Source organism: Mesorhizobium sp. (assembly GCF_024509055.1).
GTDB lineage: Bacteria > Pseudomonadota > Alphaproteobacteria > Rhizobiales > Rhizobiaceae > Mesorhizobium.
In genome coordinates, this window is the sequence record NZ_JANINM010000235.1 from 17,430 (window position 1) to 41,050 (window position 23,621).

At 64.4% G+C, this 23,621-nt stretch carries 30 protein-coding genes; 17 read left to right on the plus strand and 13 right to left on the minus strand.

Annotation, left to right across the window (positions count from 1 at the left end; all coding sequences use genetic code 11):
* Positions 1–7: 7 nt before the first annotated feature.
* Positions 8–709, minus strand: coding sequence for an SDR family oxidoreductase (locus tag Q0L57_RS11510; protein WP_296742704.1), 702 nt, complete (start codon positions 707–709; stop codon positions 8–10).
* Positions 710–1,129: 420 nt separating this feature from the next.
* Between Q0L57_RS11510 and Q0L57_RS11515 the strand changes: the two genes are divergently transcribed.
* Complete coding sequence (locus Q0L57_RS11515) at positions 1,130–3,202, plus strand: phospholipase D-like domain-containing protein (RefSeq protein WP_296742707.1); 2,073 nt, start codon at positions 1,130–1,132, stop codon at positions 3,200–3,202.
* Between the two features lie 281 nt (positions 3,203–3,483).
* Here the strand turns inward: Q0L57_RS11515 and Q0L57_RS11520 are convergent, their stop codons facing one another.
* Positions 3,484–3,927: an SRPBCC family protein gene (locus tag Q0L57_RS11520; RefSeq protein ID WP_296742708.1), complete on the minus strand. Its 444-nt coding sequence runs from the start codon at positions 3,925–3,927 to the stop codon at positions 3,484–3,486.
* A gap of 291 nt (positions 3,928–4,218) precedes the next feature.
* Positions 4,219–4,767: a TetR/AcrR family transcriptional regulator gene (locus tag Q0L57_RS11525; protein WP_296742711.1), complete on the minus strand. Its 549-nt coding sequence runs from the start codon at positions 4,765–4,767 to the stop codon at positions 4,219–4,221.
* 72 nt (positions 4,768–4,839) lie between these two features.
* Between Q0L57_RS11525 and Q0L57_RS11530 the strand changes: the two genes are divergently transcribed.
* Positions 4,840–5,535, plus strand: coding sequence for an MBL fold metallo-hydrolase (locus Q0L57_RS11530; protein WP_296742713.1), 696 nt, complete (start codon positions 4,840–4,842; stop codon positions 5,533–5,535).
* A gap of 35 nt (positions 5,536–5,570) precedes the next feature.
* Here Q0L57_RS11530 and Q0L57_RS11535 read toward each other — a convergent pair whose 3' ends face one another.
* The 3 genes from Q0L57_RS11535 to Q0L57_RS11545 form a co-directional block, all read right to left on the minus strand.
* The gene (locus tag Q0L57_RS11535; protein WP_296742714.1) at positions 5,571–6,008 is read right to left on the minus strand and encodes a hypothetical protein; all 438 of its coding nucleotides are present in this window, start codon (positions 6,006–6,008) and stop codon (positions 5,571–5,573) included.
* Positions 6,009–6,237: 229 nt separating this feature from the next.
* Positions 6,238–7,497, minus strand: coding sequence for a DNA polymerase IV (gene dinB, locus Q0L57_RS11540; protein ID WP_296742716.1), 1,260 nt, complete (start codon positions 7,495–7,497; stop codon positions 6,238–6,240).
* Positions 7,498–7,674: 177 nt separating this feature from the next.
* Positions 7,675–8,055, minus strand: coding sequence for a cupin domain-containing protein (locus tag Q0L57_RS11545; RefSeq protein WP_296742717.1), 381 nt, complete (start codon positions 8,053–8,055; stop codon positions 7,675–7,677).
* A gap of 393 nt (positions 8,056–8,448) precedes the next feature.
* On the opposite strand from Q0L57_RS11545, the gene Q0L57_RS11550 reads away from it, so the two are divergent.
* Positions 8,449–8,655: a hypothetical protein gene (locus tag Q0L57_RS11550; RefSeq protein WP_296742719.1), complete on the plus strand. Its 207-nt coding sequence runs from the start codon at positions 8,449–8,451 to the stop codon at positions 8,653–8,655.
* 75 nt (positions 8,656–8,730) lie between these two features.
* On the opposite strand, the gene Q0L57_RS11555 is transcribed toward Q0L57_RS11550, so the two are convergent.
* Positions 8,731–8,928 carry a hypothetical protein gene (locus tag Q0L57_RS11555; RefSeq protein WP_296742721.1) on the minus strand — a complete coding sequence of 66 codons (198 nt, stop codon included), beginning with the start codon at positions 8,926–8,928 and terminating at the stop codon, positions 8,731–8,733.
* 390 nt (positions 8,929–9,318) lie between these two features.
* On the opposite strand from Q0L57_RS11555, the gene Q0L57_RS11560 reads away from it, so the two are divergent.
* Positions 9,319–9,510: a hypothetical protein gene (locus Q0L57_RS11560; protein WP_296742723.1), complete on the plus strand. Its 192-nt coding sequence runs from the start codon at positions 9,319–9,321 to the stop codon at positions 9,508–9,510.
* 151 nt (positions 9,511–9,661) lie between these two features.
* Here Q0L57_RS11560 and Q0L57_RS11565 read toward each other — a convergent pair whose 3' ends face one another.
* Positions 9,662–9,946, minus strand: coding sequence for a hypothetical protein (locus Q0L57_RS11565; protein WP_296742725.1), 285 nt, complete (start codon positions 9,944–9,946; stop codon positions 9,662–9,664).
* Between the two features lie 303 nt (positions 9,947–10,249).
* Between Q0L57_RS11565 and Q0L57_RS11570 the strand changes: the two genes are divergently transcribed.
* Positions 10,250–10,561: a hypothetical protein gene (locus tag Q0L57_RS11570; RefSeq protein WP_296742727.1), complete on the plus strand. Its 312-nt coding sequence runs from the start codon at positions 10,250–10,252 to the stop codon at positions 10,559–10,561.
* Positions 10,562–10,590: 29 nt separating this feature from the next.
* Complete coding sequence (locus Q0L57_RS11575; RefSeq protein ID WP_296742729.1) at positions 10,591–10,827, plus strand: hypothetical protein; 237 nt, start codon at positions 10,591–10,593, stop codon at positions 10,825–10,827.
* 30 nt (positions 10,828–10,857) lie between these two features.
* On the opposite strand, the gene Q0L57_RS11580 is transcribed toward Q0L57_RS11575, so the two are convergent.
* The gene (locus Q0L57_RS11580; protein WP_296742731.1) at positions 10,858–12,075 is read right to left on the minus strand and encodes a pilus assembly protein TadG-related protein; all 1,218 of its coding nucleotides are present in this window, start codon (positions 12,073–12,075) and stop codon (positions 10,858–10,860) included.
* A gap of 327 nt (positions 12,076–12,402) precedes the next feature.
* Between Q0L57_RS11580 and Q0L57_RS11585 the strand changes: the two genes are divergently transcribed.
* The 5 genes from Q0L57_RS11585 (at position 12,403) to Q0L57_RS11605 (ending at position 16,754) form a co-directional block, all read left to right on the plus strand.
* The gene (locus Q0L57_RS11585; protein ID WP_296742758.1) at positions 12,403–13,593 is read left to right on the plus strand and encodes a pilus assembly protein TadG-related protein; all 1,191 of its coding nucleotides are present in this window, start codon (positions 12,403–12,405) and stop codon (positions 13,591–13,593) included.
* Positions 13,590–14,039 carry a TadE/TadG family type IV pilus assembly protein gene (locus tag Q0L57_RS11590; RefSeq protein ID WP_296742732.1) on the plus strand — a complete coding sequence of 150 codons (450 nt, stop codon included), beginning with the start codon at positions 13,590–13,592 and terminating at the stop codon, positions 14,037–14,039. The genes Q0L57_RS11585 and Q0L57_RS11590 overlap by 4 nt, the downstream gene beginning before the upstream one ends.
* Positions 14,040–14,112: 73 nt before the next feature.
* Positions 14,113–14,541 carry a TadE/TadG family type IV pilus assembly protein gene (locus Q0L57_RS11595; protein WP_296742734.1) on the plus strand — a complete coding sequence of 143 codons (429 nt, stop codon included), beginning with the start codon at positions 14,113–14,115 and terminating at the stop codon, positions 14,539–14,541.
* Positions 14,542–15,196: 655 nt separating this feature from the next.
* Positions 15,197–15,943, plus strand: a complete 747-nt coding sequence (locus Q0L57_RS11600) for a hypothetical protein (RefSeq protein ID WP_296742736.1) — start codon at positions 15,197–15,199, stop codon at positions 15,941–15,943.
* A gap of 403 nt (positions 15,944–16,346) precedes the next feature.
* Positions 16,347–16,754 (plus strand): hypothetical protein, encoded by a 408-nt coding sequence (locus tag Q0L57_RS11605; RefSeq protein ID WP_296742737.1) that lies wholly within the window; start codon positions 16,347–16,349, stop codon positions 16,752–16,754.
* 176 nt (positions 16,755–16,930) lie between these two features.
* On the opposite strand, the gene Q0L57_RS11610 is transcribed toward Q0L57_RS11605, so the two are convergent.
* The 3 genes from Q0L57_RS11610 to Q0L57_RS11620 all read right to left on the minus strand — a co-directional run bounded on the left by Q0L57_RS11610 (position 16,931) and on the right by Q0L57_RS11620 (position 19,426).
* Positions 16,931–17,200 (minus strand): exopolysaccharide production repressor protein, encoded by a 270-nt coding sequence (locus Q0L57_RS11610; RefSeq protein ID WP_296742739.1) that lies wholly within the window; start codon positions 17,198–17,200, stop codon positions 16,931–16,933.
* An 809-nt stretch (positions 17,201–18,009) separates the two neighbouring features.
* Positions 18,010–18,300, minus strand: coding sequence for a hypothetical protein (locus Q0L57_RS11615; protein WP_296742741.1), 291 nt, complete (start codon positions 18,298–18,300; stop codon positions 18,010–18,012).
* Positions 18,301–18,604: 304 nt separating this feature from the next.
* Positions 18,605–19,426 (minus strand): DUF1236 domain-containing protein, encoded by an 822-nt coding sequence (locus Q0L57_RS11620; RefSeq protein ID WP_296742742.1) that lies wholly within the window; start codon positions 19,424–19,426, stop codon positions 18,605–18,607.
* A 366-nt stretch (positions 19,427–19,792) separates the two neighbouring features.
* Here Q0L57_RS11620 and Q0L57_RS11625 point away from each other — a divergent pair, with 366 nt between their 5' ends.
* The gene (locus Q0L57_RS11625) at positions 19,793–20,014 is read left to right on the plus strand and encodes a hypothetical protein (RefSeq protein ID WP_296742744.1); all 222 of its coding nucleotides are present in this window, start codon (positions 19,793–19,795) and stop codon (positions 20,012–20,014) included.
* A 534-nt stretch (positions 20,015–20,548) separates the two neighbouring features.
* Here the strand turns inward: Q0L57_RS11625 and Q0L57_RS11630 are convergent.
* Positions 20,549–20,887 carry a DUF982 domain-containing protein gene (locus Q0L57_RS11630; protein ID WP_296742746.1) on the minus strand — a complete coding sequence of 113 codons (339 nt, stop codon included), beginning with the start codon at positions 20,885–20,887 and terminating at the stop codon, positions 20,549–20,551.
* 205 nt (positions 20,888–21,092) lie between these two features.
* Between Q0L57_RS11630 and Q0L57_RS11635 the strand changes: the two genes are divergently transcribed.
* The 5 genes from Q0L57_RS11635 to Q0L57_RS11655 all read left to right on the plus strand — a co-directional run bounded on the left by Q0L57_RS11635 (position 21,093) and on the right by Q0L57_RS11655 (position 23,481).
* Positions 21,093–21,392, plus strand: coding sequence for a DUF1236 domain-containing protein (locus Q0L57_RS11635; RefSeq protein WP_296742749.1), 300 nt, complete (start codon positions 21,093–21,095; stop codon positions 21,390–21,392).
* Between the two features lie 127 nt (positions 21,393–21,519).
* Positions 21,520–21,729 (plus strand): hypothetical protein, encoded by a 210-nt coding sequence (locus Q0L57_RS11640; protein ID WP_296742752.1) that lies wholly within the window; start codon positions 21,520–21,522, stop codon positions 21,727–21,729.
* Between the two features lie 136 nt (positions 21,730–21,865).
* The gene (locus Q0L57_RS11645) at positions 21,866–22,120 is read left to right on the plus strand and encodes a DUF2934 domain-containing protein (RefSeq protein WP_296742753.1); all 255 of its coding nucleotides are present in this window, start codon (positions 21,866–21,868) and stop codon (positions 22,118–22,120) included.
* A 341-nt stretch (positions 22,121–22,461) separates the two neighbouring features.
* Positions 22,462–22,962: a porin gene (locus Q0L57_RS11650; RefSeq protein WP_296742754.1), complete on the plus strand. Its 501-nt coding sequence runs from the start codon at positions 22,462–22,464 to the stop codon at positions 22,960–22,962.
* 18 nt (positions 22,963–22,980) lie between these two features.
* The gene (locus Q0L57_RS11655) at positions 22,981–23,481 is read left to right on the plus strand and encodes a porin (protein ID WP_296742756.1); all 501 of its coding nucleotides are present in this window, start codon (positions 22,981–22,983) and stop codon (positions 23,479–23,481) included.
* Positions 23,482–23,621: the final 140 nt, after the last annotated feature.

A 23,621-nucleotide genomic window follows, 5' to 3' on the forward strand; every position in this document is an offset into this window, starting at 1 on the left:
CCGCCGCTCACACGCTGCGTATCAGTCCGCCGTCGACGCGCAGGCTCTGTCCCGTGATGTAGGCCGCGCCGTCCGAGGCCAGGAAGGAAATCGTCGCCGCGACCTCTTCCGAAGTGCCGTAGCGCTTCATCGGCACGCTGTCGCGGCGCTCCTCGGTCTTGGGCAGGCTGTCGATCCAGCCCGGCAGCACGTTGTTGATGCGGATGTTGTCGGCCGCGTAGGTGTCGGCGAAGATCTTGGTGAAGGCGGCGAGCCCCGCGCGAGCCACGGCCGAGGTCGGGAACATTGCGCTCGGCTCCGACACCCAGGCGGTCGAGATGTTGATGATCGCGCCAGACTTCTGCTTCTGCATCACCGGCGTCACCAGCCGGGTCGGGCGCACCACATTGAGGAAATAGGTGTCGATGCCCTTGTGCCAGTCCTCGTCGCTGATCTCGATGATCTGCGCGCGCGGCCCGTGGCCGGCGCTGTTGACCAGCACGTCGATGCGGCCCCAGCGCTCCAGCGCGCCATCGGTCAGGCGCTTCAGGTCGTCATTCGACTGGTTGGAGCCGGTGACGCCGAAGCCGCCGAGCTCCTGGCCCAGCGCCTCGCCCTTGCCGGATGAGGAGAGCACGCCGACCTTGAACCCGTCCGCCGCCAGCCGCTTTGCCGCCGCCGCCCCCATGCCGCTGCCGCCCGCCGTCACCAGAGCTACCTTGTCCGCCATGTCCCGATCCATTCGTTGGAATTGTTGAAGGCGCCTCTGTTAGCATGGACAGGGCAAGGCATGAACCGGATTGGATTGCGCCAAGCAGGGGTGGCGAAAGCGGCGGAACTGCCGATCTCCCCTCTTGAGGGGGAGATGTCCGGCAGGACAGAGGGGGTGCTGTCCCGCCGCGCCGAAGACACACCGCGTTCGCATGGATTCACGCGAAGCGCTTCGCCCGCGGGCGCGGAAATTTCATCAGCAAACTGTGAAGTGGGTCACATGTTGTTGCTGGCGAAAACTGCAAGCATAATAACAGAAGTAATTGACGTGGAATGATTTGAAGACCGGTGAATGAATATTTTTGCCGGCGAAATTATAAGACTATCCTGAAAGAGTAATAATCATAGAAGACTGTTTCTTGCTGTGGGAGAGCGGAGCATGGCGAAGCTGATCAACGCGGGTGCGTGGTGCAATGGCGAGGTGGCGTATCTTTCATGGCAGGCGGACGGGCCGATCCCCGACTGCCTCGGTTTCATGATCACGCGCGTGCACGAGACGGGCGAGGACGCGGGGCAGCGTCGGCTGCTGCCCACCTGGATCGGTTTCACCGACCAGACGAATCCGGACTGGCTGGACCAGGACAGTTCGGTCTGGCCGATCCAGCAATATGAATGGCGCGACCTGACGCTGCGCCGCTCGCGCGACACGGCCAAGGTGCGGCCGATCGATTTCCGCGTCCATTACGAGATCACGCCGGTCGGCCTCGCCGGCCCAGGGCGCGCGGCGCTGCCGGCCTCGCCGACGGCGCCCTATCTCGATGACAAGGGCAATCCCCGCTATGGCGGGCCGCAGCATCCGCTGGCCGCGCTCGGCGACGCAATTGTGACGCCGGCGATCGACGTCACCCATGATTATGATGGCGTGCGCGCCACCTACACCAACGGCATCCTGTCCACGCAGAACCTGTTGCAGCAGCTGAAAGCGGCGCAGGCGAGCGCGTCGCAGGGCTTGGCCGCCGGGCCGGCCCCGAGCTACACCACCGGCCTGTTGAAGACGCTGCAGGACCACATCCCCGCGCAGGACGATCCGATCAGGATGTTCCTCACCGCCGACGTGCTCGGCTTCCTGCTGTCGATGATCGACCGCGCCGAACAGGGCGACGGCGAGCTCTATTTGGCGCTCTACGAGCTGCATGACCCGCAGCTCATCGACCGGCTGACCAAGCTGACGGCGGCCGGAAAGGCGCATGTCATCCTGTCGACGGCGGGCGATGTCGATCCCAATCCGCGCGGGACGCCCGCCGGACAGAAGCAACCCGTCGTCTGGGACACCGAGAACCACCCGGCGCGGGCCGGCCTACACGCGGCCTCGGCGGCTAATGTAGAGGACAGGCTGTTCAACAACACGGCGCATATCGGCCACAACAAGTTCGCCGTCTATGTCGAGGGCGGCGTTGCGAAATCCGTCCTCGCCGGCAGCACGAACTGGACCTCGACGGGTCTCTGCACACAGTCCAACAACGTCATCATCATCGAGGACGAGCGGGTCGCCGGGCATTATCTGGACTATTGGAAGCGCCTGCTGGACGATCCGCAGCCCGCCGGCGAGGAACTGGACATCACCTACCGCAACAAGCCGCTGCAGGGCTTCGCCCCGAACAGCGGCGTGCAGGGCGCGACGCTGCGCGCCGCGAACGCGACGCCGGCACCGGCCGACACGCTTGCCGGCGGCGGCACGGTGGAAGTGCTGTTCTCGCCCAACACCAAGGCCAAGACGAAGAACCTCAACTCGCCCACGCCCGTCGACCTCAGCCGGGTCTATTCGCTGATGGAGCACGCCAGCCACGCCATCCTGTTCCTGGCTTTCCTGCCCGGCTACAACGGCGTGCAGAACATCATCGGCGAGGCGGCCAAGCTTGCCGCCGCGCGCTCCGACCTCCTGGTCCAGGGGGCGGTCAGCGACCCCAAGGCGCTGCCGCCGCCGGCCAAGGCCGGCCAGCCCACCACCTACACGGCGCCCGACGGAACGACGCAGAAATTGCCGGCGCCGGCGGTCTGGTGGCCGGGCGGCGACACCAGCCGCATCGCGATCATCCGCGCCGCCGCCGTCACCGTGCCGACCGGCCCCCTGCAACCGGAGCTGCTGTCGGCCGGCCCGGCCATCATCCACGACAAGATCATCGTCATCGATCCGCTGGACAGCGAGGCCTGCACGGTCGTCACCGGCAGCCACAACTTCGGCTACAAGGCGTCCTACCAGAACGACGAGAACCTGCTCATCATCCGCGGCAACCAGCCGCTCGCCATCGCCTACGCGATCCATGTGCTGGACGTCTACGACCACTATCTGATGCGGGCGAAACTCTCCGACAGCCTGCGCCAGTCGCTGATTGACACCGGCAAGCCCCCGGTCGCCAACTCTGGCGGCTTCCTCAAGCTGACGCCGGACTGGCAGGGACGCTGGTTCATGCCCAACCCGATCCCGACCAGCCGCGATTATTTTCTCTCATAGCGCAGTGGTGGAGCGAAGCGTTGAGAAGCACAGCACAACGCTTCGTCATCCTAGGGCGAAGCAAGGAGCGGAGCGACGCGCGCAGACCCTAGGATCCATGCCGTGACCCATGAGCGTTGCAACGGTGCGGAATTCTGACAAGCCGCATACCTCGTCCGGCGTCACGGCATGGATCCTCGGGTCAAGCCCGAGGATGACGAAAGCGTTGGCCGAGTCAAGGAAACTGGCCATCTGTGCGCTGGTGCCGTCGTTCGACCGACGCGTTCCTCAGCCGCGACGCCCTACTGATTGATCTCCGGCTCGACGAGCTTGGCGAGATTGCGCAGCGATTCCTGCCAGCCGAGATAGCAGGCCTCGACCGGGATGAGGTCGGGAATGCCGGCCTGGGTGATCTCGACCTCGGTGCCGACGGAGACCTTCTTCAGCGTCACCGTCACCTGCATCTCGCCGGGCAGGTTGGGGTCGTCGAACTTGTCGGTGTAGCGGATGCGCTCGCCAGGGGCGAGCTCGACATATTCGCCGCCGAAGACGTGGCCTTCGCCCGTGGTGAAGTTGCGGAACGACATCCTGAACGTGCCGCCGACCTTGGCCTCCAGGTGATGGACCGTGCAGGTGAAACCGTTCGGCGGAAGCCACTTGGCCAGCGCGTCGGCCTCGATGAAGGCGCGGTAGATCTTTTCGGGCTTGGTCGTCAGGACGCGGTGCAGGCGGACGGTGCCGGGCATATCGTTTCTCTCCGTGTGGTTGCCGTTTTTACACGCCTAGGACGAACGGGCCACGGCCGATCCGACATGAGCGCGGAAGTTTTTTAGGCGCAGGCGCCGCCAGCGCTTCGTCATCCTCGGGCTTGACCCGAGGATCCATGCCGTGACGGCGGCCGAAATATGCGGCTTGTCAGAATTCTGCACCGTTGCAACGCTCGCAGGGCACGGCATGGATCCCAGGGTCTGTGCGCGTCGCTTCGCTCCTTGCTTTGCCCAGGGATGACGAAATGAAGGGCCGCGTTCCTTAGCTCCTTACGCCGACCTCGCGCCCAATCCCGACACGAACAGCCTTAGCGCAACCGCAATATCGTCGGGTTTCGCCGGCGCCAGCCTGCCGCTCAGTTCTATCGTCGCCATGCCTTGCACCAGCGACCGGCAGGCAAGCGTGGCGGCGGCGACGGCGTTGGCGGGCACGATGCCGGCCACGCGCGCGGCCAGGACGTCGTAGGAAGCCCGGACCGCATCTGTGCCCGCCTGGCCGTATTGATGGCTGTACATCAGCCGGAACAGCGCCGGGTTTGCCCGCGCGAAGTCGATGAAGGCCATGCCCTGCGCGAACAGGGCGTCGCGGGGATCGGGCCTGTCGTCGGCGACGGCCAGCATGTCGCGCAGCATTTCGAAACCGCGATTGGCGACGGCGGCCATCAGGCCGGCCTTGTCCGGAAAGTGCCGGTAGGGCGCCATGGCCGATACGCCCGCGGCCCGAGCCACCGCGCGCAGCGTGGGTTCCTCGCTTCCGGCCTCCAGCATCCTCAATGCTTCCACGATCAGCGTCTCTCGAAGTCCTGCCTGCGCATCCACTTGCCATGTCTCCGTTTACAGTGTAAACATCCTGCCATGTGTACAGTGTAAACCTAACTGGGAGCGTTGGCTATGGCTATCAAGCGCATTATCGACGGCGTGCATGTCGTCCCCATGGGAAATGCAAACGCCTACCTGATCGAGGCAGAGGACGGGCTGGCGCTGATCGACGCCGGTTTCCCGGACAAGGAGGCCGCCGTCTTCACGGCCATCCGCGCGCTCGGCCGCACGCCGGACCAGCTGAAGCATCTGATCCTCACCCACGGCCATCCCGATCACATCGGCAGCGCCGCCGCGATCGTGCGCGAAACCGGCGCGCGGACCTATTTGCACGAGGCGGATATCCCGCTGGCCGAGACGGGCGGCCCGTTCCGGCCGATGGCGCCGGCGCCCGGCATGCTGCGGCGGGTCTTGTGCCGGGTGCTCTACGATCACAACGAACGGCTGGCCCCCGTCGCCATCGACGAACCCCTGGTTGACGGGACAACCTTGCCGATCGCCGGCGGCATCGACGTCATCCACGTTCCCGGCCACTGCGCGGGGCAGGTCGCCTTGCTCTGGCGGCCGGGACGCATGCTGTTCGCGGCCGACGTGTTCATGAACGTCATGGGGCTCGGCGACCCGCTCGGCTTCGAGAACCTTGCGGACGGTCGCGCAAGCCAGGCCAGGCTCGCCGGTCTTTCATTCGACGCCGTCGGCTTCGGCCATGGCGGCGTCATCACCCGCGACGCGACCGCGCGCCTGCGCAAATGGGCGAGGGCGCGCTAGTTCGGCGGTCCAGGCTGACCGTCATGTGGCCTCTGTCAATCCGGCTGTGCGCGATATTCGCGGATCGCGTCCGGTGCGATTTGCGCCCAGTTGTTCAGGTATCGGTTTCGGTTCAGCGATACGATCAACGGCCTGTTGCTTCCTTGGCGCACTTCCAGCCAGTCGATCCGACCGTGGTTCCTGCCGTAGTCATACCGGTAGGTGATATGGGCCTCGGCGCGGTCGAAGACATCTCGCTCCGTGCTCGCCATGTAGCAGCTGGTGCCGATGATCGACGTGTCGGTGGCGACGATACTGAGCAGGGAGTGGGAAAAAGGTGGAACGAGCGACGCTATGAGAATGGAAAGCGCGAACAATCCAACGGGCGCCGATCCTGCGGTTTTGGGATCGGGATGCCATGAGGAGTTCTGGTTCTGGGGCAGGTCGTCCAAATAGGCCACGCGCCCAAAGCGGCCGCTCGACTCCCATGTCATTGGCGGAAGCATCCGCGAGAGCCAGAAGAAAAGCGCGCAAAAGCAGCTGAGCCCAATAACGCTTGCCACGAACAAAACGACTGTCCGTTCGCCGCATGGATAGTCCGGGAGAAGACCTTGGGCGAGCGGGAGCTCCATTTGGGGAGGCCTGTTCTGGCGAGCTGTAATTTGCAAACGTTAGCTTATGGACTGTTGGCGGTCCATTGGGACCCCCTCGAGAGGAGGGCCCTCACAGCTCCTTCTCCGCCAACTCCCTGAACCCGTCCGGCACCGAGCGCGGGCCTTCCAGCGCCACGGTGCCGTATCCTACGGCCTCGCGGCCGAAGCGTTCGCGGATCTTGTCGATGGCGCGGTCGGCGCCGAAGCGGGCGAGGCCCTTGCGGCTGCCGGGCTTGCGCTTCTCGTCGGCGAGGCCGAGCGGCAGTTCGAGTTGCAGGGCGGCGCTTTCCTCCAGATGCGAGACCGAGATGGCGAGCAGCGAGATTTCGTGTTCGCCGGGATTGGCGGCAAGCACGCCGCGCACCAGCTCCTCGGCGATTTCGGCCAGCATCGCGGTGGCCGAAATCGGCTGCTCCAGCGTCACCGAGCGCGAGACCGCGCGCATGTCGGCGAAGCGCACGCGCACCGTTACCGTGCGGCCCGGCCGCGCCTTGGCGCGCAGGCGGCTGGCGACGCGGTCGGCCAGGTGCAGCAGCGTCGGCACGAAGACGCGCGCCAGCGCCGGCTTGCGGCCGAGCGCCGACTGCGCGCCGGCCGAGATCGCGCGGCGGTGCGTCTCCAGCCTTCGCGGGTCGCGGTTCCAGGCGAGTGCCGCCAGCTTCTGGCCGGCGGCGTGGCCAATCAGCCGCTCCAGCGCCCCGCTATGGGTGCGCGCCAGCTGCCCGATGGTCTCGACGCCGATTTCGGCGAGCCGCGCCTTCGTCGCCGGGCCGACGCCCCACATCAGCGACACCGGCAAATCGTGCAGGAAGGCGAGCTCGGTGCCGGGCGCGACCACCACCAGCCCGTCGGGCTTGGCCACCTGCGAGGCGATCTTGGCGAGGTGCTTGGTGCGCGCCACGCCGATCGAGATCGGCAGGCCGAGCTCGGCCTTGACGCGATGGCGGATCGTCCGGGCGATCTCGTCCGGCGGCCCGAACAGATGCGTGCAGCCCGCGACGTCGGCGAAGGCTTCGTCGATGGAAATGCGCTCGACCACCGGCGTGAAATCGTCGAGCACGCGGATCGCGGCGTCGCCGAGCCGCTGGTAGTCGGAAAAATGGCCGCCGACGAAAATCAGCTGCGGGCAGAGTTCGCGCGCCTTGCGTCCCGGCATGCCGCCGCGCACGCCGAAGGCCTTGGCTTCATAGGAGGCCGCCAGCACCACGCCGCCGCCGACCGCGATCGGCTTGCCGCGCAGCGAAGGGTCGAGCAGCTGCTCGACCGAGGCGTAGAAGGCGTCGAGATCGGCATGCAGAATGGTCGCGGCCGAAGCGTCCGGGGCAAGCATCGCGCGCTCCGCTCCCATCCGCTTCGCGGCATTGCTGCATTAGCGGTATCTGTTGCAAGGGATGTTTACGGAACATTAAGAGAACAAAAGCGGTCTGCTGTCAAGCCGGACGAGCGAGTACGCAACCGGTGACTGTAGCGCCGGTTGCATACCGCAAGCCTCGGGAGAACGACCTGCCTAAGCCGGCCTGGCGTATTCTTCCGCGCTCAGCACTTCTATGCACTGGAACGGCTGGCCGCCTTCGACCCAGGCGTCATGGCCGGGCGGGATGGTGTAGGACATGCCGGACTCGAATGTCTTTTGCGTGCCGTCTTCGAGCTTGACGGTGAGCCGGCCCGAGACGACGTAGCCGACATGCGAGACCTGGCAACTGTCGGTCTTGACCACAGGCTTCACGCATTCCGACCATCTCCAGCCCGGCTCGAGGTTCATTCGCCCCAGCGTGTATCCCGGCAGGCGCACGATCTCGACGCGCGTCTTGGCCGGCGAGCGGACCTCGTCGGGGCTGTTGTGCGACTTGGATTCGAATTTGGTGACCTTCACCGCGGCTTCGGCCATGTCATCCTCCCTTGTTCAAGCGGAGCCTGACGCTGCGATCGTCGGCGACCGCCGTGGGAGTCATACGCCTTGTTATGAGTAATTACTAATATAATATCGGCTTGCCAGGCTCGCGGATTTTTGCCGCGTCTTATCGAAAGTTAATGCGCCGCGGCAACGACCGGTGATTTGCTGCTCCCGCGCTGGCATGACGATGGTTGAGGGACCATCCGTTCTCGCCCGAACGGGAGAATCCGATGCACCCTCGGCAACCCATCCGGGCGATACCTCGTCTCAGCTTCCGCAGCCGCAATCCCATCACGACGATCCCGCAGCCGGACACCTCCTGGGGCCTCGGCTGATCACGAAATCGTCATCAAAGGCGGCTAGCGTGACTCCCCTGGGGAGTATCGGGTGATTGAGGACAACAAACCGGAGCGTCGTGACGCATACCGGCTGGAGCGCATCGAAGACGATGGATCAACCGTGGCAATCGCTGTCTTCCATACGCTGCGCGAGGCACAGACGATCATCCCGAGCCTGGATGACCGCTACCGGTTGATGCTTGGCGACAGGCTGGTCTGGCCTAACGAGGTTTTCGCCAAAGCGTCACGGAAGTGATGCAAGCCGGGGAGGGGCTATTCCTCCCCGATTGGCCCGCGTTCCCAACACAGGTTTGCGAGACCGGGCTTTCCTTTAGGCCGTTGCCAGCTTCGTCTTGATCGAGCCTATCGCCTTCAGGATGGCATTGGCAGCTGGCCCATCCAGCGCGATATCCAACAGCCCTTGCGCGGTCTGTATAGAGAGGATGCAAAGAGCGCCCTCGTCATCCTCGACCGTGCTTACGTGAAACTCGGTCGGCACGAAAGGCGGTGCCTTTTTCGTCGGCTTCATTGGTGCTCATATCGCGTGGCGGGCGCGCGCCATATTCGCGCATCCCTGCGATACATTCAAGCGGACGCCGCGGGAGGCATACGCCTCGGCTTGCCAGGCGCGCGGATTTTTGCCGCGTCTTATCGAAAGTTAATGCGCCGCGGCCACGTCCGGTGATTTCCTATTCCCGCGCTGGCACGACGATGGTTGAGGGACCATCCGTTCTCGCCCGAAAGGGAGAATTCGATGCACCCTCGGCAACCGATCCGGGCGATACCTCGTCGCAGCTTCCGCAGCCGCAATCCCATCACGACGATCCCGCAGCCGGACGCGCGCCGCCTGTCGGGCCGCGCGTCGGGAAGGGGAGGCTTTCAGGGCGAAGGGCAATCGACCGAAAACAGGGAGGAACCCATGCTTCAACAATATCCCAAGACCGATGCGCCGCCGCCGGCCGTGGCTGTCCGCCGCGGTCCTCCGGCGCTGCGGCAATGCTGCGACCACTATCTCTGCCCGGTCTGCAGCCAGGTGGTCGAGCTGACTGATTACCGTCAGGTCCTCTGGCATCAGCAGCCCGAGCATCGGCCGATGGAACTGGACGACTGATCGATCGTGCTTGCGGGGGAAGATACTTGGAGCGGCTCGACGCTTTGCAGCAAAGGCGGAGCCGCTCCAAGAAGGGGCCCGCGCTTTCGTGGCGTGCGCGGGCCCAGGTGGAACGGGCGGCCTTCAACACCCTCCACCTTGACTTGTTGCGTCAGCCGCCGCTGGCGGGAGCCGGCGCGGGGCCTGGAGCCGGAGCCGCCGGCACCGATGGCTTCGCCGGCGCCGGCGGCGTGTCCGCCTTCGGGGCGCTGGCCTTCGGGGCCTCGATCTTCGGCGCGTCGACCTTGACGTTGACATTCGAGCCGCCGCCGCCGCCGATATTGATGATGCCGGTAAAGAACAGCAGCACCACGATCGCGACGATCGCGAGGATGATCGCGATCGCGGTGCCGCTACCGCCGCCGCCGGTGTTCACCACGGTTGGTCCATCGGACATGATTTCCTCTCCTTCTCGATGATTTCGACCGCTGGCCAACGGCGGCGGATCGCGAATGTTCCCGCCCTCGGGCCACGGTCGGATCGAGCCTTGGGACCGAAGTCGGTACCCCCGGCGCAGAGGCCCGACCGGGCATTTTTTTAGAAACCAGCGCGGCTCCCGTTCATTGGCACACATGCCGTCGAGCAAAGTCCCTTCATCGGCGGTTCACCAATGGAGTGCCCGCCATTTCCTTCGACGTGGCGGGCACCTCCTGGGTGCCTCGGCTCCGCCGGGCCCCGTTCGTTTCGATGCAGTCCCGGAATGGCCTTCCTGGAATTGCTTTCCAAGGAGCGCTGCATGCAGCCCGGCAAGATCATCGCGGACATCTTCGCTTTCCTGCTGCTGGCAACCGTCCTCGTCGGCATCTTCCTCCTCTTCGGCAGGCCGCTCTTTCCCCACCGCGAGGCGCGGATGGTGATCCCGCTGCCGCACGACCGGACCATCACGGGGTCTATAGGCGGGAGTTGCCTGGAGCCTTGCCTGCCGAACCACTTCAACCTCAGGCTGGCGCCCGCGCGGCCGCGGCCGGGATCGGTCGCGCGGAACCAACCGGCCGGCAGCGCCGTTGAATAGACGAAGGGATGGCGCTGGCGGAGGCCACCGTGGACAACTTCGAACTCATCGATCTTCTTTGTGCCGTCGAGGCTTGCGCGAGCGGTCGCGCCGCCGGCTCGGTCGTCTCAATGTCTAAAGCCGTCGAGGAATTGCGTGTCCTGACTGGCGACTTCGTCTCTTCGGACGAGGCTGCGGCCAACGCGCTGACCCAGGTCGCGCTCGAGCGCGGCTGGGCCGTGCTCTTCGACGAGCAGCCGGGCGCCGACATCGTGAGCGCCATCTGATCTCGCCCCTCGAGGGGCGAGATCAACTCCTTACTTCACCAGCGTGATCGACCGGCTGGCATACATCTCACGGCTGCCGAGCTCGGCGGCGCAATCCGATTTGACGTTGGAGTTTCCGGTCATCGTCACGGTGTCGGCCACCAGCCGCAGGCAACTGCCGGCCGCGCTCATGTTGGAATTGCCGGCATAGGTGATGGCCGCGTCGGGGGCGTAGATGAAGCCGCTGACCACCGAGCCGGATCCGCCATTGATCGTCAGCGCCGACGTGTTGCCGTGGTCCTGGAAAATGGTGATGCCGGCATAGGGCCCGCTGGATGGCGGCGACAGGTTCACCACCTCGTTGGCGTTGATGTAGAGTTGCGAGCTTTCCATCAGGAAGATCGTCACGCCGATACCGGTCAGGCTGCCATTGCCGCCCGGCTTGATGGTGACGTTGCGCATGATGTAGATGCCCGGGTTGAGCGTGATGTTTCCCGAGATGGTCTTGTCGCAATAAGTGCCGGGCGAGAGCGTGATGGTCTTGCCGTTGGGAATTGACTGGCAGGTGCCATAGGCGGGAGGCACCACATTGGCCAGCGGATCGAAGGAGGCATACTGGCCGGTGAGCGGCGCGCCGCAGGCGAGCGTGGCGTTAGGCGCGGTGATGCCCGAGGTCGAGCCGACCGTCGACATGCATGCGGCGCTGACCTGTGCCGAGCCGCCCCGGCTGATGGCGCTGGACGAGCTGGAATTGGCGGCGATGACGCAGCCGGTCATCGCGACATTGGTCGAGCCTTGCAGGTTGACGGCGGCGCTGGCGCTCGGGTCGAGCGCGAGCACGCAGGCCTCGGCGCCCGGCATGACCTTTACCGAGGACGAGCGCGTCGCCTGCCATGAGGCCAGAGTGCCGACGAAGCTCGCCCGGTTGACGCTGGAAGACACCGAAACGGTGTAGCCGCTCGGGTCGCCGCTGGCGGTGGCCTGGAAGCCGGCGACGCTGCCGGCATATTCCTGTGCATTGCCGACGCTCATGTTGGCGCTGAAGAAATTGAGGCCGAGCTGCTGCACGTCGCTGGCAGTCATGCTGGCCTGGTACTTGGTCCCGATGGCGAGGCCTGCCGCATCGAGCGAGTTCTGCAACTGGGCGGCATCGTCGCTGGTGCCCACGAGGTCGACGGCGCCGGCCACGGCCAGCACGAGCGGCACCACCGCGACCGCCGTCGCGATCGCGAAATTGCCCTGCGTCGAAGTCCAGAAGCGTCCAATCATGGCGGCACCCTTCACCCGGTATCGCCAAAGGGATACGCCTGCCGCCTCTATGGCTCATTTCCAAAAAGAATAAGATTCGCAAATGCTAAAATAGTAACATTATCCGCGAATTAAGACCAATGTCAGAAGTAGCATAGGCCTAAAGTCCGATAGCTCCCGGCGTAAGGCTGGCAAGGCCGTCTCTTGGGTCCGAAGAGCGCAAGTCGAGCGAAAAAATTAGCCATTCGTTTATTCCGCCAGTGCTCCATGCGCGTTGGGTTAGCTTGGGCATGCTGCGCCATGGAACTATTCGGCCGTATCTTGCGACGGCTTGCCGTCAACAGCCTGATGAAAGGCAAGGGCGGCAACGTCGCCATCATCTTTGCCATGACCTTGCCGGTCGTGGTCGGGGGCGCCGGGCTCGGCGTCGAGACGTCTTATTGGTACTATTCGAGCCTGAAGCTGCAGTCGACCGCGGATGCCGCCGCCTATGCCGGCGCCATCGAAAAGATCAACGGCTCCGACACGCCGACCATCGTGACGACGGCGACGCAGTCCGCCACCACCAACGGCCTGGGGTCTGGCACCATCGTCGTCAACGTGCCGCCGACCAGCGGCCCGAACACGGCCAACAACGCCGTCGAGGTCATCCTCAACCAGAACCTCGACCGGGTCTTCACCTCGATCTTCCTGCAGGGCAAGGTTCCGCAGCAGGCGAGGGCGGTGGCGCTCATAACCAACGCCTCGAAGGCCTGCGTGCTGGCGCTTGACCCGACCGCCTCGCAGGCGGCGCTGTTCTCAGGCAACACCAGCGTCAAGCTCACCGGCTGCTCGGTGATGGCGAATTCGAATTCCTCCAGCGCCATCAAGGTGCAGGGCTCGGCGTCGCTCCAGGCCGACTGCCTCATCACGGCCGGCGGCGTTTCGCTGAGCAATCCGGTGCCCATGGTGTGCAGTGCTCCCATCACCCAGGCGCTGCCCGCCGCCGATCCCTATGCCGGCCTGCCGACGCCCGCGGCCGGCAGCAAGTGCGAGAACACCAACAAATCGACACTGACTGCAGGCACCTACTGCAGCGGCTTGAGCCTAAGCGGCAATGTCGCGCTTTCTTCCGGTGTTTATGTCCTGCAAGGCAATCTGAAGATCAACGCCAACGCGGTGGTCACCTGCGCCTCGCCCTGCACCGGCGTGACCATCTTCATGGCCGGCAGTACGTCGATCAGCATCAACGGCAACGCCACGGTCAACCTTAGCGCGCCGACCTCGGGCACCTATTCCGGCGTGCTGTTCTATGGCGACCGAACCGGCAGCGGCGCCGCGAGCACCTTCAACGGCACGGCGGCGTCCTCGCTGACCGGCGCGATCTATCTGCCGACGCAGCAGGTCAGCTATCTCGGCAACTTCTCGGGCCAGAGCGGCTGCACGCAGGTCGTGGCCGACACCATCCTGTGGTCCGGCAATTCCACCATCAACCAGAACTGCTCGAGCCTCGGGATGAAGGATATTCCCGCGGCCCAGGCGGTCGCGATCGTCGAATGACGCGAATGGCCCGCCGATTGATCCGGCTCTGGTACGACCGGGCGGGCATCGCCGCGGTGGAATTCGCGATGGTTGTGCCCGTCCTGTGCGCGGCGCTGCTCGGCATCCTGGACGGCTGGTCCTATGTCACCAGTTCGCTGTCGATGCGCGCCGGGGTGAAGACGGCGGCGAACATGGTCATGGCCGGCGCCACCAACGACAGCGCCACCCAGGCCGCGGGGCTGTCGAGCTGGCAAAACCCACCCGCCGACGCCCAGGTGACCATCACCCGCATCTATCAATGCGGAACCACCGTGGTCACCTCGACGACCATTTGCTCCAACTTGAAGTCCCCGTCGGTCTATGTCCAGATCCAGGCGTCGGGCACATGGACCCCGCCTTTCATCTTCGGCGTCTTCCCGAGCAACACCGCGATCAGCCATCAGCAGGTGGTCCGTGTGCGTTAAAGCAATTGCAGGAAAAGTGCGCAGCGGTTTTCCGTCCGCAATTGCGACAGGCAAGAGAGCAATTGCAGCAAGAGTGCGCAGCGGTTTTCCGCCGGAACAAAGAGATAGAGCCGCAAGATCGTTTGCCGGGAACATCTCCGGCGGCGCCGCGCTGGAGTTCGCGCTGGTCGCGCCGCTCCTCATCATGCTGCTGTTCGGCGTCTTCGCCTTCGGCTGGTCGATGAATGCGGACTCCAGCGTGCGCTACACGCTGGAGGCGTCCGCGCGCTCGCTGCAGCTCAACAACACGCTGAGCCAGTCCGCCATCCAGTCGATCGCCACGCAGAAATTGCAGTCGCTCGGCCTGCAGAACATCAATGTCACCATCGCGACCGATCCGGCGAGCAACGGCTTCCGCATGGCGCATGTGACCGCGACCTACTCGTACGTCATCAACTTCCCCTATTTCAGCAACTACCCGATCAACTACTCGACCACCGTGAACGTGCCGCTGGTCAACTAGGCGGCCCGGGTCGAGGCTGGCGATCTGTTTCGTCGGATCTGGCGAAGGCCGCCGTTGACCGGGCCGTGCTCGCGGGCGAATTGCGCCGCTCAGAACGGAATGAGCCAGGCAAAAACCGCCGCCAGCGCGATCGACAATGGCACGGCAACCAGCAGGCAGGCCTCGACCACTCGGGTTTCTTTGTCGCTAAACATTCGCTTCCTCGAACCGGATGGAATGCTCAACTCGCCGGGCGAGGCCCCCAACAACAACCTCGAGCCCGACGAGCCTACAACCCGATCAGGATACGCGACCGGGGCCGGGATCAGCCGGCACGACGGGCGTTGCAAGATGGATGCCAAGGCTTCTGTCCCGGATTGAGACATGGTCCGCCAGGGTCCGGATTCGCGTCTCTATCGCAGGGCATTGGGACCATGGTCCGGCGCGACATGGGTCTTCATTGTCGCAAACGGCCCAAACCCGGTCGGGCCTTTGTTTTTACTAATATTTTCAAAACGTTATAGGCTTATTGCCGGCCCTTTCGCGGGGATTGCCGCGGCTCCTCCCGGCATCGCGACCGCATTTTCATAAAAGTTACTCCACGCCATTAGGGAATTCTCATATGAGGCGGCCTAGCGGTCGGGCAGAGGTGGCGATTCACCGCAGGAGATATCTTATGACGATCCGTAAAACCCTCTTGGCCTCGCTTGCCATCGTGGCGCTTGCGACTGCGCCCGCTCTTGCCGGCCACGGCAATGGTAACGGCGGCGGCAACGGAAACGGAAACGGGAACAGCGGCGACCACGGCAAGTCGTCCTCGGCTCCGGGGCAGGTCAGCAAGGCTGACGACACGGCCGACAACACGACCACGTCCAGCACGACCACGGACACCACGCCCGACACCTCGACGGGCGGGAACATCCACGCCAAGCTCGGCCGGCTGAACTCGTTGCAGCGCAACATCAACGCCTACATGCATTCCAAGAGCAAGAAGTTCGCCGCCGTCCAGGCCTTCGTGACGCTGTCGGCGAAGGCCAAGGTCGCCGCGGCCGCGGCCGCGGCTGCCGCCGCCACGGTGGCCGCCGACCAGGCCAAGATCAGCACGCTCACCGCGCAGCTGGCCGCGCTGCAGGCGACCGACCAGACCGGCTTTACGGCCGCGCAGAAGGCGGCGCTCGCGCAGCAGATCACCGACACCCAGAACCAGATCACCGCCGAGCAGGCCACGCTCTCCACCGACACCGCCGCCGCGGCCGCGGCTCAGGCCGCGGCGGCGGCTGCCGCGGTCGGCACCGACGACGCCTCTTTGGGCAAGGCGCTCGGCACCATGTCCAACAAACCGGTCGACGCCACCGTCACCGCCTGGGCCAAGGGCACGCTGGCCAGCAGGATCGACGCCGAGGCGGCGGCGATGTCGCCGTAACAGAAATCATAAGAGGGTGAACGGCAGCGCCGCCGGGGTTTCCCGGCGGCGTTTTGTTTTGGCGCAACGCATCCCGCAGCCGCGTTCCGGCGCACCCCCCTCTGTCCTGCCGGACATCTCCCCCTCAAGGGGGGAGATGATGCTCTCAATCGGTTTCGCCAATCGCCAAGGTCGCAGCGGGAGCGCAGGCGCCGATGCTGCCAATCTCCCCCCCTTGAGGGGGAGATGTCCGGCAGGACAGAGGGGGGTGCTGTCCCGCCGACGTTGACGACTGGCGTCGCGGAACCTCCGAACCCCGAAATCCACACCAAACCCACTGCCTTCACGGCTGCGTGATGGCTAATAAGCCTTATGCGGTGTAGGCTTGGTGCGCAGGGTTTACAGAGGGCATCGGGAGGACAACATGCCACGCGTTTCGGAACTTTTCTTCAAGACCGCCATCATCTTCTTGATCCTCGGCATCGCGATCGGGCTGAAGATGGGGATCTCGGGCGATCACGGCGCCTTCCCGGCGCATGCCCACTTCAATCTTCTGGGCTGGGTGACCAGCGCGATCTTCGGCGGCTACTATGCGCTCAATCCGGCCAAGGCCGAGCGTCGCCTCGCCATGATCCATTACGGCCTCTACACGCTCGGCCTGGTGGTCATGCTGCCGGCGCTTTACCTGAAATATGCCAATGGCAACGACGCCATGGAGCCGGTGCTGGGCATCGGCTCGCTGATCGTCGCCGCCGGCGTGCTGGTCTTTGCCGTCGTGGTCTTCTCATCCTCGCAGGCACAGCGTTCGGCGACGTCCGCCGCGGCGCGCTGAGTTCCTCGGGCGCTGTCTGTATTGATTTGGAGCCGGATCCGGATTTCAGGTCGATGTGACCCGGGATCATCCGGCTCAGAGCAATTCCAGGAAAAGTGTGAAACGGTTTTCCGTTCGGAATTGCGTGAAACACAAAGGTGGAGCGGTTCGGCGTTTCCGTGAAACGCTGAAACGCTCTAGGACATCAGTCCCGGGAACAGCCACGCGAGCAGGGCGTGGATGATGCCGTCCCGTTCGAATGGCGCGGGATGCTTCGCCGGCGCTGGTCCGATGTCGCCCTTGGTCTCGTCGGTTGCGGGGCGCTCGCCGTGCACCAGCCACAACACCGCGACGAAGTAGCCGGCCTGCAGCACCACGCCCGCCAGGAACGTCCAGCCCAACGCTGCCAGCATCGATCCGGTGGACGCGTAAGTCCAGCCGAGCACCACCAGGAGCGTTGCTGCCATTCCCACAAGAAACTGCGGAAAATACATTTGCCCAACCCAACGCCGCGACCGTTGCCGGTCGTCGACGATTGCACCCATTTCTCTACCCATCTTGACCCATGCACCTTTTCCAGGAGGACCGCAAGGCGGCCGTAGCCTCCGTTGCGTAGGCCTTTGGCCGCGCCCGGGGCGGGACCTAAGGTCGGGGGACCTTTGTTGGAGGAACCAAGCGGCGGGCGATCCGTTCCCTTCCCGAATATTGATCAGGAGGAACTAATGGACCGCAGCGTGTATCAGGCGCGGTGGCTTCTCGGGCCTTTGCTCGGTCTCGGCGCAGTCGTTGCCGCCGCCGGCTTCCTGCTCGGCTGAAGCCCGCTTTTTCCCACTACCGCCGAGATCGTCCCTTCGTCGGCGGGGGCCAGACCCGCCGCCTTGCACGCCAAGACGGCGGGTTTGGATTTTCATGCATAGCTTCGTTTCCCGCCGGTTTTTGCCTGCTGGACCCGGCTCACGAAACCCTCGCGAACGCCCACGACTCGTGGTTTACAAATCCGTAAGTCGCCATCCTTGCCAAAGTGCGTTACGAATCCGCTCGCTAAGAAGTCTTGTTTTTCAGCCTCGCGTTCCGGTAGTTGCCAACGCGGGGCTTTCTTTTGCGGCGGACCGTCAAATGAGCCGAACGATGATTTGGGTCGCGCTGATCGCAATCGGGCTCGGCGTCCTTTACCTCCTGCAGGCGCATGGCCTGATCAGGTTCTAAGGAGAACGCCTGGCGTGAGCGGTCGGTTATTCGCTCCGTCGGTGCGCCTTCAGGAGGCGCTTAGCCGTCATTAGGGGTTGTCGTGTGCCCGGCCTTCCAAGGCATCATCCGTAATCAAGCGGGCCAGATGATCCCGGCTGAGGCTCAACGATGCTCTCAGGAAGTTCAGGAGAGCTTTTGGACCGACTGTAGACAGACCGCTTTCGTCCGCTTGCGCGATCACCGCAAGCTGGTGGGTTATCCGCTCTTCGATATCGCGAATATGCTGCTCAACCCGCTCGATGTCGGCGGCATATGGCATCCCGCTAACAATACCCCATTTCCCCGATTCTATATTAGCACCAGCCACTGCGGAGTACATGTGGTTTGTTCCCGCCGTCATGCAATCGAGGGATGAGTGCTGTCGGTTCGCCCCATATACGGTACTTGTGGCGCCCCAAACCCCAACAGCGCCACGAGCGCCGGTTGAGAGGGAATGACCCGCCACCCTATCCTTCTAGCGAGCCCACCGGCGCTCCCACTACCGCGACCCCAGCCACAACCAGCCGATGAATGTGGGCTGCGCCAAAACCGCTGCTTCCACGGGAACCTGGACTCGGGGTCTCGCAAAGAAAGGCCCGCATCGCCGGAAGCGATGCGGGCCTTTTCTTACGAGGCTGTCCCGATCAGGTGAGGATCAGCACGATCCTGTAGCTGTCCGGGTCGACGATGACGATCCGCCCGTCGGCCAGCACGAAATATTCATAGCCCTCATAGGCCGGGACGATCTTGACGATGCGCGACGGCAGGCGATGCAGGTGGATCCTCTGACGAGGCACCTCGATGCCGACCGAGATGTCGAAGTTCACGTCGCGAACAGGTTCGACCTTGGTCTCGTGGATGATCTGCGTGACCTGGGTCTTCTGCTCGACGGTCACGTTGTTGATCGACGCCGTCTTGCTGTTCTGGTCGACGTTGCCCTGGGCGTTCTGCTCGGTGTTGGTGCCGGCCTTGCCCTGGGCCTGCTCATTGGTCTGCGCCTTGGTGCTGCCCTGCGCCTGCTGCTTCTTCTTGAGCTGGGTGTTGTCCTGGGCATTCTGGTCGGTGCCCGCCTGGCCCTGTGCCTGCTGGTTGGTCTGCATCTTGGTGCTGCCCTGGGCATTCTGCTCAGTGCCATTCTTGGCCTTGCCCTGGGCCTGCTGCTTCTTCTTCAGCTGGGTGTTGTCCTGGGCGTTCTGGTCGGTGCCCGCCTGGCCCTGGGCCTGCTGGTCGGTCTTGACCTTGGCCTTGCCCTGGGCCTGTTCCTGCGTGTTGGCGCCGGCCTTGCCCTGCGCCTGCACGCCCGCCTTGGCCTTGCCCTGGACCTGTTCGCCGGCCTTGCCGCCCTTCTGGCAGTCCGTCTGGCCGGACGCGCAGTTGCTGTCGCCGCCTGTCTGGGCGCTCTGAGCCATTGCTGCGCCGCAACCGACGCTTAGTGCGAGCATGCTTGTGATCAGCAGATGTTTCATTGCGTTTCTCCTCGGAAATTCGGTCCCTTCGCTGGGGTAACCCTGCTTGAAAGCCATTGTTCCGAAATTGTTTGGCGAAATGCCGTGGACGTTTTCGGGGTCGGCGCGCCGGCATTTTCTCGAGGAACCAGCCTGGGCCCGACGGCGTTGGGATCGGCAGGCTTCGCCGGCCGGCGGGTCCGGTCGCGGGCGTGGATGCAGTATTATTTTGTTACCATATGCTAACGGAACCTTCCGCCCGAGCCGACGTTGCCGCCTCTGGAACCGCCCCGCCTCGTCGAGGCTGCCTCATCGAGGACACAAGCGGCGGGCAGGGTGCGGTTTCGGGCGGCGGCGAATAGGGCAAGGGGGAGGAGGCAAACTAATATGTCGAAACGAGAAATCGGAACATCCCGTTCGCTCGGGATGCGTGTCGCCGATCTGAGAGCCAGGATGCAGGATGCCAGGATCACCGAGCACGAAATGAAGACCTTCCAGAAGGTCGCGGCCATCATGGGGGGCGGCGAGGGCTCCCTACGCATTGACGCGGACGATTTGATCGCCGCGTCCTTCCTCACCGAACCGCTCGGCGAATCGTCGCTGAACTGACAGCGGCCTCCTCCGTCATCCGATACCCACTCCTTCGCCGTACCCGCTTCCGGGCGGCGGCGAAGAAAGTTGCGCATCGGCCACACACCGGCGTCCGCAAGCCTGGCGACCGGGGGCTGGCCGATTGACAACGGTTCGATCGCCGCCCGATCTTGCGCGACGGGAAACCGGCAACAGGGGGCGTTCGGATGAAGAAGGTCTACGAAAAGCCAGCGCTGGCCATGCGCCAGAAGCTGAGCACGGTGACGGCGGCTGTTCCGGTGTCGCAGCAGAAGCCGCCTGCCTGACGACCTTTGGGTCGACGGCGCGCCGACGAGGCCGATCTGACGACAGTCCGTCCTTCACGTCGACAATGGTTGACTGGCTCGCCGGGGCAGGGCGCGCAACGCAGTTGGCGACGTCAGGCTGTGGGTTGGATCAATCGTTGAGATCCGGCTGATCTCATCTGCATAGCGTTGCGGCCCATTGGCCGCCTGGGATCGAAGCCCCTCGCATCGCGGGGGGCTTTGTCGTTTTCAGGTTCGGAGAATCTTTTCAGTGCTGGACCAGGCCGTCGCGCCTGGTTCTGACGCGTCTGATCCTGGCGTCGCGCAACGCTGCCACCGGGTCGACCCCGGTCCATGCGATGCCGGCGCCCACGGCGAAGCTGAGGAAGGCGCGCCGTGCCGCGTCGGGCTCCATCCGGCCGGCGCGGGCGGCCTCGCAGGTGCGCAAGGCAACGCCATAGAGCTGGCCCCGCGTGGCTCGCGGCCACTCCTTGAGGAAATTCTGCATTTGGGCGAGCGAGGCGATCTCGCGCCTGAAACCGGCGCCGACGGCGATCGCCACCGGGGCGCGGAGCTCGATATCGCTCCTGACGAAACCTTCCTTCATGTGCGGACTCTTTCTGCATTGCGAAAGTCTTTCAATGCAAAGCCGCGGCAAGTGTTCCGCCCACAGGGCAATATCAATTAGGCGATGCTGACGGAACAAGTGTACGGCGCGGACGTTTGCCCCGGGAGCTCGCAAGTTCGACCTGTCGTTGTTTCCGCTGTGCGGAGGCAGGGCGGAGCTCGCAAAACAAAACAGGAGACTTACAATGAAGACCACTCTCATTCCCGCTCTCGCCGGTCTGGCTCTGATCGCCGGCGTTGGTTTCGCGGCCGCTGACGAAGTGATCGTCACTCCCGAGCAGCAGACAGTCGTGAAGGAATATGTGCACAAGCATCCGATCGCCTCGGTCAACGTGCTCGGCCTCGAGCTCGGCGTTGGCTCGACGGTGCCGGATACCGTCGAATTGCAGCAGGTGCCGGACGTCAAGTACCGCTACGCGGTCGTGAACGACCACACCGTGCTGATCGATCCCGGTACGCGTCGGGTCATCCAGGTGATCCAGTAAGCCAGCGCTTGCGAGCCTGATCCTCCCGCCCGTGGGCGGGAGGGTGTCGGCTTATCTGCGTGCCGTCCATGTAAAGCGTGATATACTGCGGACGGCACGCAGAAGGCGCCCGGAAGGAGGCGCGGCCATGCATCATCCGCATGTCGAAACACCCAATATAACCCAGCATGTCGATAGGCTGCTGGCCGAGCACAGGACCGGCCTGCTGTCGATGACGCAGGCGATCGCGCTGCTGCGCGAGCGCTGCGGAACCGACCGCTCCGATGCCGATCTGGCCGGACTTATCGCCAAGAAGGCGGCGCATCTGGGAGTGGCTGTCGTCTCGGACGCTCACTGAGAGAGGTTGCCGCATCCTGCCTCTCCCGGCATCGCTCCGGCCGCTCAAAACGCGCGTCCGGCACCCCGAGACGCCGCCTGAAAATTCCGCTAATGTTTGCTCTTCGGGGGATCGGTCCCAACCTTAGGAGGCGACAGTGACGGACGACAGGCAGGAACGCATTCGCCGGCGGGCGCATGAAATATGGGAACAGGCCGGCCGGCCCGAAGGCGCGCATATGGACCATTGGGACCAGGCGACTGCCGAGATCGACGCCGAGAAGAAGCCGAAGGCCAAGGCCACCAAGAAAGTCGCTGCCGCCAAGGCAGAGAAGCCCAAGGCCGCAAAGGCGGAGAAGCCCGCCAAGGCCGAGAAACCAGCCAAGGCCGCCAAGCCGAAAACCAAGGGCTGAGATCCTTCGGCGGAGTTCCGCTTGATCGCAAAGAAATGCGTCTGGCCGCAGGCCGCGGCTGGCGCGACGCGCACGCGCGCGGGGCTGGTGGTGCCCGCCGCCGCTGGCGCATTTCATCTCCGTCCAGCATTAGAATGTTCTAAAATATTTCTTTGGTGTGCCGGGCGGCTTGCTTTGCTGGCAAGTCATTCGATGTGGCGTTGCTGCAACGCTTCCGGCGCTATTTGAATGCACCCAGTAAAAGTCAGGTATTGCCGGCGCGCGTGCGTTGACTCGCCGCGCCGGCGCATGCGCCTCTCGCGGCAGGGGGGTTCTTAACCACCAAATTCCGGAGGGACAAAATGCGGGGCGTCAACCGTATCGTTTCGTTTGCGTTTCTGGTCGCGGCTGGCGGCTTTTCAGGCTCGGCGCTGGCGGCGCCGGTCGAGTATGTCAAGGTCTGCACGCTCTATGGCGTGCAGTATTACTACAGCCCGGGGACCGATACCTGCATCAACGCCAACACCGGCGAGACCAGGACGCCCAGCGCCGATGGCACCGTGTACGGCAAGACCGCGCTGGCGAGCCAGGTGGACGATATCGACAACCGCGTCGAGCGCGCCTTCGAGAGCGCCTCGGTGGCCTCGGCGCTGGCTGGCCCCAATCTGGTGCAGGGCGAGCATTTCGGCGTGCGGGTCAACTGGGGCAATGCCGGCCAGGCCAACGCCATGGGCGTCACCGGCGCGGCCGTGCTGGGCGAGGGCTTCTTCCCCGGCGGCAAGGGCCGGCTGGCGGGCGCCGCCGGCGTCGCCTTCTCGGACAGCACCGTCGGCGGCAACGCCGGCCTGCAGCTCACCTGGTAAGAGCTGCCGGGGGGAGCCATGTTCAAAGCGAGATATGTCCTAGCCTGCGCGCTGCTCGGCGCGATCTGCGGTCTGCCGGGGCCGGCGGCCGCGGTGATCTCCTACGCCAGGGTATGTTCCATCTACGGCGCCAACTATTATTACATTCCCGGCACCGATACCTGCGTCAACGCCGAAACCGGCATAACCAAGCAGGAAGTCAGCGACGGCAATGGCGGCACCACCACCGTCACCGGGGAGACCGCGCTCAAGAGCCAGATCGACGACATCGACGGCCGCATCACGCGCGCCTTCCAGAACGCCTCGATCGCCGCGGCCCTTGCCGCTCCAGACCTTGTCCAGGGCGAGCATTTCGGCCTGCGGATCAACTGGGGCAATGCCGGCCAGGCCAACGCCGTCGGCCTGACGGGAGCCGCCATGCTGACCGAAGGCCCCGGCGACCGGCTCGAGGGAACGCTGGGCATCGCCTTTGCCGGAAAGGCCGTCGGCGGCAATGCGGGGCTGCAGTTCAACTGGTAGACAGGTCGCGCGACCGTCCGCGCCGCGTTCCTTCTGCCCGCCAGTCGCTAACATTGCAGAGCGCGCGCCGGCGCCGGTACAGCTAATCTCCCCCCTCGTGGGGGAGATGTCCGGCAGGACAGAGGGGGGCGCTGTCCCGC